The following is an 18,179-nucleotide window of genomic DNA, read 5'->3' as shown; positions in this document are numbered from 1 at the left end:
ACAACTAGAGGCAGCAATCGTAGGAGCAAATTGCACCACGATACTTTTCCATTTGTTCGTTTATTTTTCATATATAGTATTATTTTTATTGTTACTTAAGTTCAGCATTTAAGAATGGATAGTAGCCTACTGTGCGCATATCCAGACTGGCTAATTCTACTGTAAGGAATGTTCCTATATCGGTTGTCGTAACTCCTTCGTAAAAGAATGTATAGTCTCCAAGTTTCACGCCATCAGCAGTTGTCACTTTTGCCGTCATATCTATTCGATTTCCGCTACGTGTGAGGATAATCATACAATATGCACCTTTCATTTGTTTGCTGAAATTATCAAAGTCATAACTTGTTGATATATTACCACCTGCATAATTACTATCTCCCCAACCGTATGCGTCGGCACGTAGTACGAAGTATTCAGCATAACCTGCTTCTCCTCTATCTTTACCATTGGTAACAACCAAAATCCAGTTATTCCAATTACTGCCTCCATTGGTGTTGTTATAGAATGTATATACAAAAGGTGAAGTGGTACTTCCGGTGATTTTAGAGAAGTTTGAGAAATATGACCACCAGCCTGCACTTAAATCTGCCGGACCAACCAGATAGGTGTTCGAAGCGTATTGCTCGCCTACATATACGGTTTCTGGATCTATTTCAAGATACGATCCGTCTACAGTTAGGAATGCACCGATAGTACTTGTTATATTTCCTTCGAAGAAGTAGTTCATTGTGTATACGGTGCCATTTGTAGTGGTTGTTACTGCAGTAACATCTATCCGGCTATCAGTCCGTTTGATAGTTAGGTCTACATATGCACCGTTCATATCAGACTTAAAGGTATCCCAATTGTAATTTGACATTATATTCGTGTTTGAAGAACTAATGTTTTCCCAAGCATCGGCACGCAATACGAAATATTCCGCATAACCGCTTTCATCTCTGTTTTTACCGTTGGTAACGGCCACAACCCAGTTGTTCCAATTGTTCTTATCGTCATTATAGTTGTAGAAACCGAAGTGCATAGTTTGGTTACCTTGCATTGTTACCAAGTCGGAGAAAGCTGACCACCAAGGGGTAGACATATCCTCGTTACCTATAATAATATATTTATTTTCCTCTTCCTCACCTCCTGTTCCCGGTACTTTTATTTGGTTATCGGTAATTTGATTGCGATAAATAGTGAAATCGTCTAACATCCACTCTTTGGTTTCGGTATCCGAGCCATAGCCTAAGTATAGGTTGGGAGCAGAGGCCATAAATTGTACAATCTTAGAGAAGTCAAAATCTGTTACTTTTGTATCTATTTTTTTCTCTCCATCTACAAATATGGCATATCCATCGTTGCGTATAGCCATAGCTACATAGTGCCATTCATTTTCACTGAGTAATCCCGTTTTATATATGGATGGATTATTGGTTTCGTATTTTCCGTCAACGCCATCATAGGAAAGCCAACCATTAGCAGTAAAGAAAAATTTTTGGTTCCCATTTTCGTTTTGAATAGAAAGAAGTGCACCTTCCAGGTCTTGACTGGATTCTTCATCGGTTTGAGTAATTTGCTTCATCCAAAAAGTAAAAGAAACTCCATTTTGTACAGTTACATTATTTAATGGATTATCGATACGTGCATAACCATTATTTAAGTGCAAGACTTGACTGCTGTGTCCTTCGTTTTCAGTCAGGGAAGGTGTATGACCATTATTGTAAGCAAAAAGTTCAAAGATTGAAGGATCTATGTCTTCTTCAAATGAGTAAGTAATTAGTTTTTCCAGTTTTGGATAAACCTGATTGCCTGCCGGGGGATCCATTTCACCCCAATTCTGGCATGAAACAAGAATTGCGGTCATAAACCCGACGACAATACTGTAGGATAGAAATCCTTTTTTAACGATAGTAAAATTCATAGTTTCATTTAATAAAAGGTTAGATTAACTCAGTTTATTTTTGATAAAGGGTATACGGTTTTATTTTATCCGTTTGCCCCAAATAGAGTATCCTTTGGGATCAATGCCTGTAAACAAAATTGTTTCGGTCTGGTTTTCCCAGTCTTGCCCCATAAACACATGAACATTTCGGAGAGTATCAGAAATGTTTAGGGTCAATTCATCTTTTTTATTGAAAGACCATTTTCCGGTTAAGTCGCCACTTAAAGACAAATCCTTATTTAATGCAATTATTTTAGATTGATTTTCTTCTCCTTCCTCCAAATGATTTTCGCCCCATAAGATTTGTCCTGCAAATAGATCTCTTGATGGTACATCTCCATGGATAACTAATATTTCCCAATTACCAACAAGGTCATTTTCTCTTATGGATTGTTGAGGTGTATTTGTGTATCTTTCCGGTGATACGGTAGGCCATCCATCAGTTGTCCAATAGATATTTCTTACATGAAGGGTCATCATATGGTTCTCAGGGCGTAAACGCGCCTGATGTGCCAAATAGTATTTTCCATTTTTATCTGTGAATACACAACAATGAGCTGTTCCGGCCCATCCTATATGATTTTTGAACTGATAAGGATAGGTCAGTATTGGATAGTTGTCTGTCTCCTCCCGCATATCTATACCGAAAAAATCGGTAAATGGACCTTCGGGATTCTCGGAACGACCTACCCGTACGTTATAGGTTGTCATCAAAGGATCGTAGGATACAAAAAGGAAGTATTTCTTCAAATCCGGATTATAAATGATTTCAGGAGCCTCAATATTATTTTTACGTCCGTCGAAACGACGTGCTATTAAGTGCCCCTGATCCATATCTTTTAGTGTTAGTCCCGTTTCAGGATTTAATTGTACACAGTGTAATCCACCAAAGTATGAACCATAATGCATCCATTGTTCGCCAGTTTCAGGATTTGTAACAATACTAGGATCAATTGCGTTCATTACATCGCCTTTTTTTGTTCGGACTACACATCCTTTCAGTGTCCAAGGCCCTTCAGGACTAGGCGACTCAGCCATTCCTATATAAGAAACTTGTTTGGCAAAAGCAGATACGCTGTAATACAGCCTGTATTTACCTTTGTGTTCCAATATATATGGAGCCCAAATATTCGAAGCTCCTTTTCCTTCATTGTTGGATAATACCCATTCTTTAGCCTCTTGAGGGATTTCCTTGAAGGCCCATCCTGCAAATTCCCAATTGACAAGATCTTTTGATTTCCGTACTTGTATGTATCCGAAAGGCAAACTATCTGTTTTGATAGCTGTACTGTCTTCTTTATAGATAGCGTCGGTCGAATACATATAATATGTATCGCCTACGAGTAGACAAGACGGATCGTGCACGTTGTATGTACCCCATTTTTTATAATCTTTCATCGCCGAAATACTGGAATAATCATCAGCCCATGGATTGGGATTAACCCTCGGTTCGAATGGCTTTGATGAACATGCGGCAAAAAAGATACAGCATTCTAAAATCAGAATATTGAAAATCGTTTTCATTTAGCCTAAAGTTTATTTGTTTACTTTATCTCAATTGTTACCAGAGATTTAGCTGGCATCTTTAGGGTTAGGGTGCCATCTTTTATTTTTGCTTCTTTGAAGTCTTTTAAGACTACTTCGTTAGGTTTCGCAAAGGTGTTGTGATAGCTTGTACCGGGTGCTGTAATTATATTTCCGGAAACAGAATTGGTATTTTTTAAGTCTTTAATATTGCATGTGATGTCAATAGATTGATTAGGATCGATGTTCACAAATGAAATATGGATTTTCCCATCGCTATCTTTCGAGGCAGATGCCGATACAGATTTGATTTCTTTGCCCAGACGGCTATAAGAAGGGCTTATTATGTCGATAGGCAGCATCGTTGCATCTTGGTGTACCTTATACATGTCGAATACATGATAGGTAGGAGTCAATAACATTTTATCTCCTTCTGTAATGAATAGTGCTTGCAATACATTCACGAGTTGTGCTATGTTCGCTATTCTGACCCTATCGCAATGTTTGTGAAAAATATTAAGGATAGTCCCTGCTAATAAAGCATCTCTTAGCGTGTTTTGCTGAAAAAGGAATCCCGGATTAGTTCCCGGTTCCACATTGTACCAAGCACCCCATTCGTCGACTATCATAGCAATGTTCTTCTTTGGATCGTATTTATCCATTATAGCGGCGTGTTTTGTAACTATTTCATCCATGCGCATACCATGTTCTAATAGAGAGAAGTATTCATCCTCATTGAAGTTTAAGGCATTTCCTTTGTTCTCCCAACTGTAAGTGAATGTATAATTATGTACGGAAACTCCTGACATCATATGATGAGGGATATTCTTCATCATGATTTCCATCCAGCGATAATCATCCACATTAGGACCTCCGGCTACTTTGTATAGTTTGTTTTCGCCATAGTTGCGACAGTAAGTAGCATAACGACGATAATTCTCAGCATAGCCTTCAGCAGTCATATTGCCTCCGCAACCCCAGTTTTCGTTACCTACACCCCATAAGCTTATTTTCCATGGTTTTTCGCGTCCATTCTTTTTTCTCAGATTAGACATAGGACTTTCTCCATCAGATGTAATATACTCGACCCATTTAGACATTTCTTCTACTGTACCGCTACCCATATTTCCACATATATAGGGTTCTGTTTCGAGAACTTCGCATAGGTTAAGGAACTCGTGTGTGCCAAAGCTATTGTCTTCAACAACTCCTCCCCAGTGTGTATTTACCATTTTAGGGCGATTGGCTCTGTCACCAATGCCATCCATCCAATGATATTCGTCAGCAAAGCATCCTCCGGGCCAACGAAGATTAGGTATCTTTATGTGTTTTAGTGCATCTATAATATCTTTACGTACCCCGTTTATGTTTGGGATATTAGAATTCTCTCCAACCCAAAGTCCGTCGTAAATACAATGTCCTAAGTGCTCGGAAAAATGGCCATAAATGTGCTTGTCGATTTTATACTTTCCTTGATTTGTATTAACGACCATTTCTGCTTTTTGCTGCGAGAAGGCCATTATATACATAAATAAAAATAAACAGAGTAATAAGTTCTTTTTCATGATATATTCATATGTTATTGGTTGTTAATTATAAGTTAAGCGTGCTGTGAGAGTGGCAGGTATTAGACAACTTTATCGTGTGTATTGTTATGTATAACACCTGCACTCTTCTATCTAATGCCTGATACCCCTTCTGATATCACTTCTTGACTTTATGGAAAGAAATATGAATTTTAAAAGTTTCATGGTTTAGCATATTTTATCTCTTCAATTAAGAGTGCATTTAGATTAAGTAAGTTGGTTAACTTTGCTAGAATTATGATTTGTACTTTTAGCAAATATATGTATGAATGCGTCATTCAGTGGTGGACAAACTTCCAATAAAGGTGGATGAATGTGCATTTAGTGTAAAAAATACGTTTCTAAAATATTATTATTAACTTTACTATACCAAAATCTATAGCAATGAAGAATATACTCACTATTATTATATTTAGTATTACTGTATTTTTAGCCTCTTGCCAGTATTTGGAGGCGCGCAATAGCATTTCTTCTAAATATATATTTAGTACACTTACAATCGACGATGGGCTTCCTCTCAATTTTATAGATGATATATTTAAGGACAGCCGAGGTTTTCTATGGTTTGCTATCCAGGGAGGAGGTTTATGTCGTTATGATGGATACGATTTTATAACTTTCAATGTAAATAGTTTTCCTATTTCTCTCAAAAGTAATTTTATACGCAAGGTTCAAGAAGATGACTTTCATCGTCTATGGATTCTTTCGGATGCAGGTATAGATGTAATCGATCTTTATACGATGCAGAGAAGTAAAATTGTTATTGATAGTAAGTTATTAGAGAAAATACTGAATGTATCGGCGACATCCATGCTGAAAGATACCCATGGCAATATTTGGTTTATATCGAAGGACGCAGTATATAAAATAAATTTCAATTCTTCCGGTTCAATTAATAACATAGTTTCTTCAAGAACAGAATTGCCTACACAGTCTTCTTTTACTACAATAAATAGAATAGATAAGGAGATCTGGGTCGGGAGGAACGGTTCTATTTTTCGGGTTTTAGAAGCTCAGTCAGAAGAACTTGTTTTGAGCCCAATATCTGATCTGCCGGTAATCGGAGAGAATTTATTTATATACTGCATAGTAAAACAGAATAATACGATATGGGTCGGAACCGAATCCGGGTTAATTAAGTATAATACGAGGGATAAATCATCTTATAGCTATGTTTCAGATATTAATAAGAGTGCATCGATAAGTCATAATGTAGTTACAGATATTTGTGAGACTAATGATGGTGCATTGGTTGTTGCGACGCTTCGTGGTCTAAACTTTTATAATCCTGAGATCAACGGATTTGAAAGAGTGTATCATAACAACTCTCCTTTTTCTCTTAATAATGACTTTGTGAATTGTATGCTGGCAGATGGAAACAATTTATGGATTGGAACCGAGGCCGGAGGCATAAATAAGATGACATTGCGTAAATTGGATATTAGAAATTATATGCATAGCAATGACAATCATTCGAGTCTATCTCCTAATCCGGTAAATTCAATTATAGAGGATAGGCACGGAGATTTATGGGTAGGAACAGTAGAAGGTGGTTTGAATAAAAAGCATAAAGGTCAGGATGATTTTGTTCATTATACGATGAATAATAGTGCATTGACTCATAATTCCGTTAGTGCATTGGAGGAAGATTCCAGTGGCCGATTGTGGATTGGTACTTGGGGAGGCGGTATAAATACTATGACTTTGTCATCGTCTCTTCAAGCCCATATTAAGACTATGCCAATAAATCATAATTATATTGCCGTCTTAAAAAATGATTCTATAAATAATGGGATGTGGATTGGGACTAATAGGGATATTGTCTTTTTTGATTATGAAACTAATAGTGAAAGGAGGCCATTGCCGGAAAGTATGACTCGTGATATAATGGGAGTACTTGGGTGTTTTATCGATCGTAATCAGCAATTATGGATAGGAACATCGAAGGGGGTAATACTTATTGATCTACTCCATTTTGATCGTTCGGGTTTTAAGTGTCCTGCACAATATTTTACAATTGATGATCCGGCTGTAAATAAATTGATGCTGAATAGTGTAACATGTATTTATCAGTCAAAGGATAATACTATCTGGATTGGAAGTAATGGATACGGGATATGTAAACTCTTAGGTGAAAATGGGGTATACACCTGCCAAACATATACTACTACTGAAGGCTTAGGGAACAATGCTGTCTATAGCATTCTCGAAGACGAAGAAGGTATGATTTGGATTAGTACCGGGCGTGGCATATCATGTTATAACCCTTCTACTGATCGTTTTGTAAATTACACTAAGAATGATGGATTAATCAATGATCAGTTTTATTGGAATGCCGGATATAAATCGCCTACCAGTAAAATACTCTATTTTGGGAAAATAGAAGGATTGATAGAATTGAATGTAAATAAGGAATCGCAAGAGGTTGAGCATAGAAGGGTTGTATTTTCAAAACTACAGATTCTGAACGAAACTGTATGGTTTAATAAAGGGAAGTATATATCATCTGATATTTCATATGCAAGTAAAATTATATTACATGAACAGGATAAGTCCTTTTCTGTGGAGTTCTCCGCATTAGATTATGAGAATCCTTCTACTGTAGCTTATTCTTATCGTTTGCTGGGCTTTGATGATAAATGGATCGATGTTCCGGCTAGTCGCCGTTTCGCCAGCTATACAAATCTGCAGCCAGGGTCGTATACTTTGCAAGTCAGATGTATGTCGAAGGCTTATGATTGGTCGGGAGATATTGCGGAACTCGAAATAGTAGTGCATCCTTTCTTTTATAAGACAGGATGGTTTATCAGTTTATTGACGCTTCTGTTAATATTATTAGCGATGCAGCTCTATCGATGGAGAGTCAATTCCTTAAAAAAACAGCGAGAAATATTGTCTCGAAAGGTAGAAGAACGTACTCTTGAGCTTAAAGAACAGAACGATATCCTTGTAACTCAAAATGAGAAGATTTCCTTTCAGCGCCGGCAATTGATAGATATGTCGAGGAAAGTACAAGATGCAATGGCAGATAGAATGTCTTTCTTTACTAATATTACACATGAATTCAGAACTCCTATAACATTGATTATAGGCCCAATAGAAAGAGCTCTTAAATTAAGTGAAAACCCAAAGGTCATAGAACAATTGCAATATGTGGCACGTAATTCTAAACATCTGTTGTCTTTGGTTAATCAACTGATGGATTTTAGAAAGGTTGAATCTGAAGGGTTAGTTATTTCTCCGGTTGGAGGTAATCTGTTAAGCTTTTTAGATGAGATATTAATTCCGTTCGAATCATTTGCTGACGAACGTAATATAAGTATAAAAAAGGTATTCAGAATGGCGAATCCTCGGGTTATGTTTGATGAGGAGGCAATGCGTAAGATCGTATCTAATCTATTGTCGAATGCTATTAAATTCACTCCGGATGGAGGGACGGTGACCATATATGTGTGTGCGTTAAAGGGTGGAGAGACTAATAAGAATAAGTTGTATATATGTGTGCAAGACTCGGGATTGGGCATAAAAGAAGAGGACATCAATCGTATTTTTAATCGCTTCTATCAATCGGAAGAACATCTTAAATATCCTGTTTATGGACAGAGTGGGACAGGAATTGGCTTGTATTTATGCAAGAATATAGTAAATCTGATGGAAGGAATTATCTACGCCCGTAATAATCATGTGAGAGGAGCTTCTTTTAGGATAATATTACCATTGGTATTCGAAAGTATTAATGAAGAGGTGATAACAGATGAAGAAGTTATTATTCCATTTCAGGAAATAACAGAGGGAACACCTTCAATATCGGACGAACTTCAAATACACAGTGAGACAATTCTGATTGTAGAAGATAATATGGATATGAGGAAGTACATAAGTTCAATTCTTTCCGGCTGTTATAGTGTGGTAGAAGCTGAAAATGGAGAGAAAGCTTTAGCTATATTACAGTCTGCGCGTATCGATTTTATTATCAGCGATCTGATGATGCCTGTTATGGATGGTTTAGAGTTGTCTAAAAGAGTGAAAGCTGATTTTACCCTGTCTCATATTCCTTTTTTGATGCTTACAGCCAAAACATCGCTCGAGACACGTATAAGTAGTTACAGAATGGGATCTGATGAATTCTTAACAAAGCCTTTCGATGAAGAGTTATTATTGACTAGGATAGATAATATACTTAAAACACGTAAGGTTTATCAGCAAAAGTTTGGCTTATATATGAATATAGATGAGTTGAATATTGTAGAGGATTCTGCCGATGAGAAATTTTTGAAGAAGGCTATAGAAATATTGAAAGAAAACTATACCAATACCGAATATGAGGTGAGTGATTTTATAAATGCAATGGGTGTAAGTAAAAGCTTACTTAATAATAAAATGCAGATGTTGGCGGGTAAGTCGGCAGGGCATTTTATTCGTGACTACCGTCTTAATATTGCGCGTGAATTGATTCTGAGGAATAAAGGGAACAAGAATATTTCAGAAATTGCATACGAAGTAGGGTTTAATGATCCAAAATATTTTACACGATGTTTCACCAAACATTTTGGTATTGCACCCAGTGCTATGGCAAAAGGTGATGAGTAGAACTGATTCTTAGTTTTTATACTGCAATAATATCTCTCTATATTATTTAAAGATTGAAAAGGACTATTGCCTTTATAATTGTTTTGAATCATTAATACTAGAGAATAAAGAATAAAAAGTCCTGCTATTTGGTTAGCAGGACTTTTTGTAAAAACGTGTAAAATAATATGTAATAATCTAATCTCTTACCAGAAATAGAAATAGAATGCCGCACAAAGGGCTACAACACCAAGCGATGCGATAACATCCCATTTGTTCCAGCTTTTTCCAATAACTTTCTTATAGTCGTCAGTAAAAGTGATCGCTTCTATTTGCTGAGCTGTCGGTTTCGCAGTGAAAAATGACACAACAACCATCAATAATACGATGAAGACAAGTAACCATATTTCAAAGATAAGCCAGTTTGTTTGCCAGAACCAACTAGTGTATTCCCAATACCAACCGGTCATTACATCTTTACCTGTATTTGTAAAGATATTGGTTAGCAAACGTACCATACCGATAATGAAGCCCACTATCATTCCTACCTCACCAGCCTTAGGAGTAATCCTTTTAGAGAATATACCAAGTGCGAATACTGCTACCATTGCTGGGGCAAGAAGCGATTGAATTCCTTGCAGATAGTCGTAAAGGCTACCAAGGCTCATCATGACAGGTATCCATACAATACCAAGTATTACTACAACAATTGTTGCAATACGACCTACCAATACGTATGTATCTTCAGTTTTATTTTTGAACATTGGCTTATAAAAGTCCTCTGTAAATAGTGTAGCGCAAGAATTAAAGAATGCTGCTAGAGACGCAACCAATGCTGATATAAAACCTATTGTAACAATCCCTTTTACGCCGGCAGGTAATACAAATTTAACCATTGAGCCAAAGGCTGTATCAGGATCATCTAATGTGAATCCGCTATCGGGACGTGCTGCTAATGCTGCAGCTACCATACCCGGTATCAAGAACATAAATACAGGCAATAGTTTGAAATAACCGGCAGCAATAGTACCTCTACGTGCACGTTTCATTACTACGTCGTTATCTTCACCTTTGCGTTGTCCAAGTACACGTTGAACGATATGTTGATCGGTACACCAATACCAAAATCCAATAATTGAAGCTCCGATAAATACCCAAAAGCCGGGATATTCATCATATAACGGATCTCCTGTGTTGAAATGGAACATATGATTTGTTCCGTATGCAACACCATCAGCTCCAACATTCAGCGTCTTAGAATATTCAATCATTGCAGCCCAACCGTCAGGAATGCTACCGCCTCCAAGCGCAGACAATCCTAAGAAAAGTACAAGGAATGAACCTGCAATAAGTATAGGTGTTTGAATAGCAGACAGAGTCATCACACCTTTCATTCCTCCCAAAACAGTAAAAATACCAGTTAAGACTATTAAGCCGATTGCTCCATACCAGAATGGTAAGCCCAAAAGGCTCTCCATGAAGATGCCACCGGTAAAGGCTGTAACACTCACCTTTGTCAGTACGTATGCAATAAGAGTGATAATTGATAACCACGAGCCTGTAGCCGGGGTATAACGATATTTGAGGAAGTCGGGCATTGTGATGATTTTACCCATCTTGTTATTCATAAGTTGATAGAATGGTACGAATAGCCAACCTAAAATGAGGATCATCCAACCTTGCATTTCCCAATGAGCCATACCCACACCGGCTTTTGCACCTGTTCCGGCAAGCCCGACAAGGTGTTCCGAGCCTATGTTTGCTGCAAAGATAGCCGCTCCAATGATATACCAAGGTTCCCCTTTGCCAAATAGGTAGTCTTCGCTATTGGCTCCCTGTTGCAAACGTTTGTCTTTTTGTATCGAGCGCCATACAGCCCACGTTACAGCTATTATCCCGACGGCTATGATAACCCAGTCGAGCCATATAAATTCGTGAGAATTCCAATTCATAGTATGAATTAATTTGTTGTTTAAGAGAATAATTCTGTTTCAGTAAATTTTCCTAACGTCTGATATTTAGCATATAGTTTCATATATACCTCATGTTTTTTCATATCAGGTTTATATTCGAAAGCAAAGCCTTGTCCCATTGCTTTCTGTGCGGCTTTGATATTTGGGTGAATACCAGCTGCAACAGATGCAAACATAGCAGCACCGAATGCACAGGCTTGTTCCGATTTTGCTACTTTTATAGGCATACCAAGCACATCGGCCAGAGTCTGCATAACTAAAGGTGATTTTAAAGAAATACCACCAATGCCGATTACACTATCTATTTTGATCCCGTTTTCGAGGAAACGGTCAACAATAGCCTTAGAGCCGAAAGCAGTTGCTTCTACCAATGCCTTAAATATTAGCGGAGCAGAGCTTGCCAGATTTAAACCTGTAATTGTGCCTTTCACCATTTGATTAGCATCAGGGGTACGTCGTCCGTTCATCCAGTCTATTGCTAATACTGAGCTTTCTGTAGTTGGTATTTTTTCAGCTTCTTTCGATAAAGCAGGAATCATTTTATCTAAAGCCTCCTCTATCAATTTATCTTTTGTAGTCTGATCTACTAAAGTAGATTCTTTTAATATATTTTCGAAAGGCCAAGCTAATACAGATTTAAACCAGGCATAGATATCTCCAAAACCCGACTGTCCGGCTTCAAGACCGATCATTCCCGGAATAACGGAGCCATCTACTTGTCCACAAATACCCGGAACAAGTTTTCCATGCATATCTTCGTATGATGCAACCATAATATCGCAAGTAGACGTTCCTATTACACGAACAAATGTATTAGGCTCTATTTCAGCTCCTACGGCACCCATATGACAGTCGAAAGCACCCACACCTACAGCCACATTAGTAGTAAGTCCTAATTTTTCTGCCCATTCGGGAGTAAGGTTTCCTACTTTTACATCGCTGGTATATGTTTCGTGAAACAATCTTTCTCTAAAACCTTTCAATTCGGGAGCTACTTCAACAAGGAATTCTTCAGTCGGTAAGCCATCCCATTCTTTAAGCCACATAGCTTTATGTCCTGCAGAACAACGGCCTCTTATTATATCTGCCGGTTTTGTTGTTCCTGTAATCAATGCAGGCATCCAGTCACAATGTTCGATCCAGCTATATGCATCATTTACTATCGATTTGTCTTCTTTTAGTACATGAGCTATTTTAGCCCAAACCCATTCGCTAGAGTATATACCACCTTCATAAGCTGTATAATCTATAGGCCAACGTTTAGCAACTTCATTTATTCTTGCAGCTTCTTTTATTGCTGTGTGATCTTTCCATAGTATAAACATTGCATTCGGATTTTCTGCAAATTCGGGACGCAATGCTAATATCTGTCCATCTTTATCTATCAGGGCAGGTGTAGATCCGGTGGTGTCGAATGACATTCCTACTACTTTTTCGGCTGTTCCTACCGGAGATTTACTTAAAGCTTCTTTTACCGATTCTTCTAAAGCTTCAATATAGTCGAGAGGATGTTGTCTGTACTGATTGTTTTGTGGATCACAATATTTTCCTTGCATCCATCTTTTATAATATTTTACCGATGAAGCGATTTCTTTTCCGGTTTCCGCTTCTATGATTACCGCCCGACAAGAGTCTGAACCGTAGTCAAGTCCGATTGTATATTTCATGATATTAGTTGTTTTTTGAGGGTGTACAATTTTCAAATCTTTAAATAAAAAATAGGGCACCGAGAATAATCACTACTCACGGTACCCAGAACCTTAATTTAACGATTTATTTAATAAGTAGTACACTTCATTTACTTTCAACTCAAATTTAAAGTTGTTTATAGTTGTGTCTTTATCGATAGTCACCAATTCGATATCTGCGATGTCCGCATAGTCTTCTAGCATCTCGGTCGTAACAGAGAATGAGAAGCTTGAATGGTGAGTGCCTCCTGCCAAAATCCATGCTCCGGCTCCTATTTCAAGATTAGGCATTGGTTTCCATAATGCGCAAGCTACAGGTAGTTTAGGCAGTGGTTTTGGTTCTACAACTTTCACCTCGTTGACGATCATGCGGAAACGGTTACCCATATCTACTATCGTAGCAGCTACACCTTCTCCTTCATGAGCTTGGAATACTAAGCGGGCACATGTACGAGCATCGCCGATTCCTAAGAAATGAACTTCTATACGAGGTTTTGTTCCTGTTATATCAGGGTTTATTTCTAGCATATGCGATTGCAGGATAGTACTGTTTTCTCCATCGAAATTCAGTGTATAGTCTTCAAGGAACGATTGTCCGCCCGGTAAGCCTTTTCCCATAACCCACATTGTACGAACCAGTGCGGCCGACTTCCAGTCTCCTTCTGCTCCAAATCCGTAACCTTCAGCCATAAGACGCTGAGATGCAAATCCCATCAATTGTTTCATGCCTTCCAATTCGTTGAAGCTAGTAGTAAATCCTTTAGCTCCTTTGTCTTGAAGGAAACGACGAAGACCTATTTCCTGAGCGGCTGCATCGCGGACAAACTGGTGTTTTTCTGCTCCTTTTTTGCAGTCGTCAGCAAAATCATATATTTTTTCATATTCGGCAATAGCAGCATCGATTTCAGCATCTGTTACTGCTTCTACATATGGTACTAATGTGGCTATAGGAGCATTGTCTACATGGTAGCCTAATCGTAGTTCTGCTTCAACCTTATCTCCGTCTGTTACTGCAACATTATTCATATTATCTCCGAAACGAATAATAAGCATATCTTGCGAATCGGCCCAACCGGCACAAACACGCATCCAAGAAGCAAGTTTTGCCTGCACTTTTTCATCAGTCCAGTGACCTACGACAACTTTTCTGTTCTTGCGCATACGGCTTACCATATGTCCGAATTCACGGTCGCCATGAGCCGATTGATTCAGGTTCATGAAGTCCATATCTATTTCGTTCCATGGAATCTCTTTATTGAACTGTGTATGCAAATGAAGCAATGGTTTTCTTAAATTCTGAAGACCTTTGATCCACATCTTAGCAGGAGAGAATGTATGCATCCATGTTACAACACCAATACATTTTGCATCGTTATTGGCTTCTTTGAATACTTTTTCTACTTCTACCGAAGAGTTAGCCGTACCTTTGTAAACAACTTTTATAGGTAATTTTCCTGAGTCGTTCAACCCTTTTACCATTTGTGTCGAGTGTGAATCTACGGCAATTACTGCATCTCCACCATATAATAACTGTGCTCCGGTTACGAACCAAACTTCTAAATCTTTGAAATCCATGATATTATTTTTTTATAGTTAAATATTCTTTACTGTCCGTAATATGCATCAGGCCCATGTTTTCTAAAAAAATGTTTTTTTATAAGCTCATCATTCATTTTTAGCTGAGGGTTGATGCTATATGCTATATAAGCCATTTTTGCCACTTGCTCCAATACAACTGCGTTATGAACCGCATTGTGAGCATCTTTACCCCACGAAAATGGACCATGATTATTCACTAATACTCCGGGCGTATAATCTGCATTCAGGCTAGCAAAGCGTTCAACTATCACATTGCCTGTTTCCATTTCATACTTGCCCTCAATTTCTTGTTTCGTCATTTGTCTCGTGCAAGGTATTTCGTCCTTGAAGTAATCGGCATGGGTAGTACCTATATTAGGTATGTCACAACCTGCCTGAGCCCATGAAGTGGCATAAGTAGAGTGAGTGTGTACAATGCCTCCGATATTTGGAAATGCTCTATATAATACTAGATGGGTTGCTGTATCAGATGAAGGCTTTAACTTTCCTTCTACTATATTTCCGTCCAAATCAAGAACGACCATGTCTTCGGCTTTCATTGTTTCATATGATACGCCGGATGGTTTGATTACGATCAATCCTTCTTGTCTGTCTATTGCACTAACATTTCCCCAAGTGAAAATGACAAGACCATGTTTCACGAGATCAAGGTTAGCCTCAAATACTTCTTTTTTTAATGATTCCAGCATAATATATAATGGTTACAGGTCTACTTTTAAATAAGTGTAGTGATTACACTTGCAATATTAGCTATAAGTGTTTAATAGTACACTTATATTTCGTATGTTGTAAAACATATTTCATATAAAAGTGGATTATGCAAAATTAAAAAGAGAGCAATGAGCTCTCTTTTAATTGTTTATATTGTTATTGTTTTTTCTTGTTATAGAGAAAAGTAGTATCCTTTTTTTAGCAATATATCGTATTTCTCCTTATTGAATGTATAATAAAATGCACCTCGTTTCGAGCTAGACTTGTCTTTATCCTCTTGCTTTTCCAAGATATCCATTTCAAGTATTTTTTTTCTAAAGTTGCGCTTGTCTAGCGTTGTTTGATATATGGCCTCATAAAGAGACTGAAGCTGCGGTAGTGTGAATTTTTCAGGCAGCAGGTTAAATCCGATGGGCTGTGCTGCCGCTTTTCGTCTAAGTATATCTATTGTATCATTTAGCATTAGGTTGTGGTCAAATACAAGTTTACCTACCTTTTCAACTTCTTCCCATCTGGCGTTATGTATCTCACAAACATTTTCATCAAACATTTCTAAGTCTATCAGTGCGTAATATGCAATGGAAACAACACGTTCGCCTTCATCTCGATCAATGTCTCCATATGTGCCGACTTGTTCCATAAATACATCTTGTATTCCTGTATATTCGAATACTACGCGGGATACTGTTTCAGAAAGGCTTTCTTCCGATCTGAGGAATCCTCCCATCAGGGTATCTTGACCTTCGAGTGGTTCAAATTTGCGTTTCGAAATCAATAAATAGAGCTTACTATCTTTAAAACCTAGTATGATACAATCGACCGATACATAAAATTTTTCCTGCTCTCTATAAAATAATGGTGTCATTGAACTGCTAAATAAAATTTTTCCCAACAGAAATAAATAAGTGTAGCAATTACATTTTATTTATCGGAGGGCAAATATAATATATTTTTTCTAAGTGTAATCTTTATCTGTCCAAATAGTTAATAATTAGAAATCAAAAACTTAATTTTAAACGATTTCTCAAAAGTATCGTTTTTTTGCTTATTCAATGTAGATATTTACCTTTTATTCTTATTTTAGCTGATTCATTAAGAAATATAATTTTAATTAAACAATGATTTCAGTACTTAAGAATTTTATAATATCGGCTTCTTGTATCTTGTTTTGTTTTGCTTGCGGGCATAAGAATGCAAATACTCAACAAAAAGAAACAACGATAAGTAACACATATACTAATCCATTGCTTCCAATAGGAGCCCGTCCTTGGGCTACATTCTACAAAGATAAGTATTATTATTTACAAGATGTGGATGACCGTATAACTATTTGGCAAACAGACGATATTACGGATATTAAGAATGTAGTTAGTAAAGATGTTTGGGTTCCTGAAGAAAAGAGCAATTCATCTCATCTCTGGGGGCCTGAATTACATCGTATAGATAATAAGTGGTATATTTATTTCGCTGCTGATGATGGTAACACCGACAATCATCAAATATATGTTGTTGAAAATTCTTCTGAAAATCCTTTAGAGGGGGAATTTGTTCTGAAAGGGCGGATTGCTACAGATAAGGATAATAATTGGGCTATTCATGCCAGTGTATTTAATCATAATAACGAATGGTATATGATTTGGTCAGGATGGCAGACTAGGCGAATAGAAGCTGAAACTCAATGTATCTATATTGCTAAAATGGAAAATCCGTGGACTTTGGCAACGGAAAGAGTTGCCATATCGAAACCGGAATATGAATGGGAACGACAATGGATTAGCCCCGATGGCAGTAAAACGGGTTATCCGATATATGTCAATGAGGATCCTCAGTTCTTTTATTCAAAAGATAAAAGCAAGGTACTCATTTACTATTCGGCAAGTGGGACATGGACGCCATACTATGCTGTAGGTCTGTTGAAAGCTGATGTAAATAGCAATCTACTAGATCCATCGTCATGGATTAAATCGGAGAAACCGGTTTTTACTCAGAATGAAGATAATCAGGTATTCGCTACAGGTAGTCCATGTTTTATCCCCTCACCAGATGGAACAGAAACCTATTTTCTTTATCAGGCTCGAGCTATTGATAAGGAACCATATGGGTCTTTGCCTTCTCGTTCAATGGATACTCGCTCTCCTCGATTACAAAAGATGGAGTGGGGACCTGATGGTATTCCTATTTTGGGCGAGGCTTTGTCCGAAATAGAAAAAATTACCAAACCATCCGGTACAAAGTAGATTAACAAGAGATGGATATAGAAAGAGAGGTGTTAACCTCTCTTTTTTTATTGAAAAACACTCCATAGAACATAGAATTGGACAGATATTCTCCTTTTTTGACCAGATATTTTTAACCTTAGTTTTGGCTTTGATATATATTTGTCCGATAAATTAAAAACACACATACATTAATTTTTGAGGGTGTTCGATAATACTATGAATAACTATACAATTATTTTTCAAATATTGCAAAAAATACAATGCTTTCTTTACGGAATAATTGTTTTTAATAACCATATATTTAACAGATTATATTTGGCGGTTAACACGCTTTTATTAGAGAGAGAGAGAGAGATATATTTAACAGATTATATTTGGCGGTTAAC

10 protein-coding genes are annotated in these 18,179 nt (G+C 37.3%); 2 read left to right on the top strand and 8 right to left on the bottom strand.

Annotated features, from left to right (window positions below; translation table 11 throughout):
• Positions 1-91: 91 nt before the first annotated feature.
• Genes JGH11_RS08740 through JGH11_RS08730 form a run of 3 tightly spaced genes read right to left on the bottom strand, consistent with a single transcriptional unit; the run spans position 92 to position 5,013 of the window.
• Complete coding sequence (locus tag JGH11_RS08740; protein WP_201111201.1) at positions 92-1,903, bottom strand: LamG-like jellyroll fold domain-containing protein; 1,812 nt, start codon at positions 1,901-1,903, stop codon at positions 92-94.
• Positions 1,904-1,963: 60 nt separating this feature from the next.
• On the bottom strand, positions 1,964-3,448 hold the full coding sequence (locus tag JGH11_RS08735; RefSeq protein WP_201111200.1) for an arabinan endo-1,5-alpha-L-arabinosidase: 1,485 nt from the start codon (positions 3,446-3,448) through the stop codon (positions 1,964-1,966).
• 20 nt (positions 3,449-3,468) lie between these two features.
• A complete protein-coding gene (locus tag JGH11_RS08730) occupies positions 3,469-5,013 on the bottom strand; it encodes an alpha-N-arabinofuranosidase (protein WP_201111199.1) in 1,545 nt (514 codons plus the stop codon).
• Between the two features lie 405 nt (positions 5,014-5,418).
• Between JGH11_RS08730 and JGH11_RS08725 the strand changes: the two genes are divergently transcribed.
• Positions 5,419-9,624 (top strand): two-component regulator propeller domain-containing protein, encoded by a 4,206-nt coding sequence (locus tag JGH11_RS08725; protein ID WP_201111198.1) that lies wholly within the window; start codon positions 5,419-5,421, stop codon positions 9,622-9,624.
• A 185-nt stretch (positions 9,625-9,809) separates the two neighbouring features.
• Here JGH11_RS08725 and JGH11_RS08720 read toward each other — a convergent pair whose 3' ends face one another.
• The 5 genes from JGH11_RS08720 to JGH11_RS08700 form a co-directional block, all read right to left on the bottom strand.
• Positions 9,810-11,555 carry a sodium:solute symporter gene (locus tag JGH11_RS08720; RefSeq protein ID WP_201111197.1) on the bottom strand — a complete coding sequence of 582 codons (1,746 nt, stop codon included), beginning with the start codon at positions 11,553-11,555 and terminating at the stop codon, positions 9,810-9,812.
• Between the two features lie 20 nt (positions 11,556-11,575).
• A complete protein-coding gene (locus tag JGH11_RS08715) occupies positions 11,576-13,243 on the bottom strand; it encodes a ribulokinase (protein ID WP_201111196.1) in 1,668 nt (555 codons plus the stop codon).
• A gap of 93 nt (positions 13,244-13,336) precedes the next feature.
• On the bottom strand, positions 13,337-14,839 hold the full coding sequence (araA, locus tag JGH11_RS08710) for an L-arabinose isomerase (RefSeq protein WP_201111195.1): 1,503 nt from the start codon (positions 14,837-14,839) through the stop codon (positions 13,337-13,339).
• 29 nt (positions 14,840-14,868) lie between these two features.
• Positions 14,869-15,552, bottom strand: a complete 684-nt coding sequence (gene araD, locus JGH11_RS08705) for an L-ribulose-5-phosphate 4-epimerase (RefSeq protein WP_201111194.1) — start codon at positions 15,550-15,552, stop codon at positions 14,869-14,871.
• A 194-nt stretch (positions 15,553-15,746) separates the two neighbouring features.
• Positions 15,747-16,439: an NUDIX domain-containing protein gene (locus JGH11_RS08700; protein WP_201111193.1), complete on the bottom strand. Its 693-nt coding sequence runs from the start codon at positions 16,437-16,439 to the stop codon at positions 15,747-15,749.
• Positions 16,440-16,692: 253 nt separating this feature from the next.
• Here JGH11_RS08700 and JGH11_RS08695 point away from each other — a divergent pair, with 253 nt between their 5' ends.
• Entirely contained in the window at positions 16,693-17,811 is a 1,119-nt protein-coding gene (locus JGH11_RS08695; protein WP_201111192.1) for a family 43 glycosylhydrolase, read from the top strand.
• The last annotated feature ends 368 nt before the right edge of the window (positions 17,812-18,179 follow it).

The organism is Dysgonomonas sp. Marseille-P4677 (assembly GCF_016652235.1).
GTDB lineage: Bacteria > Bacteroidota > Bacteroidia > Bacteroidales > Dysgonomonadaceae > Dysgonomonas.
The sequence above is the reverse complement of the archived record's forward strand: the minus strand, read 5'-3'. Positions and strand labels throughout refer to the sequence as shown.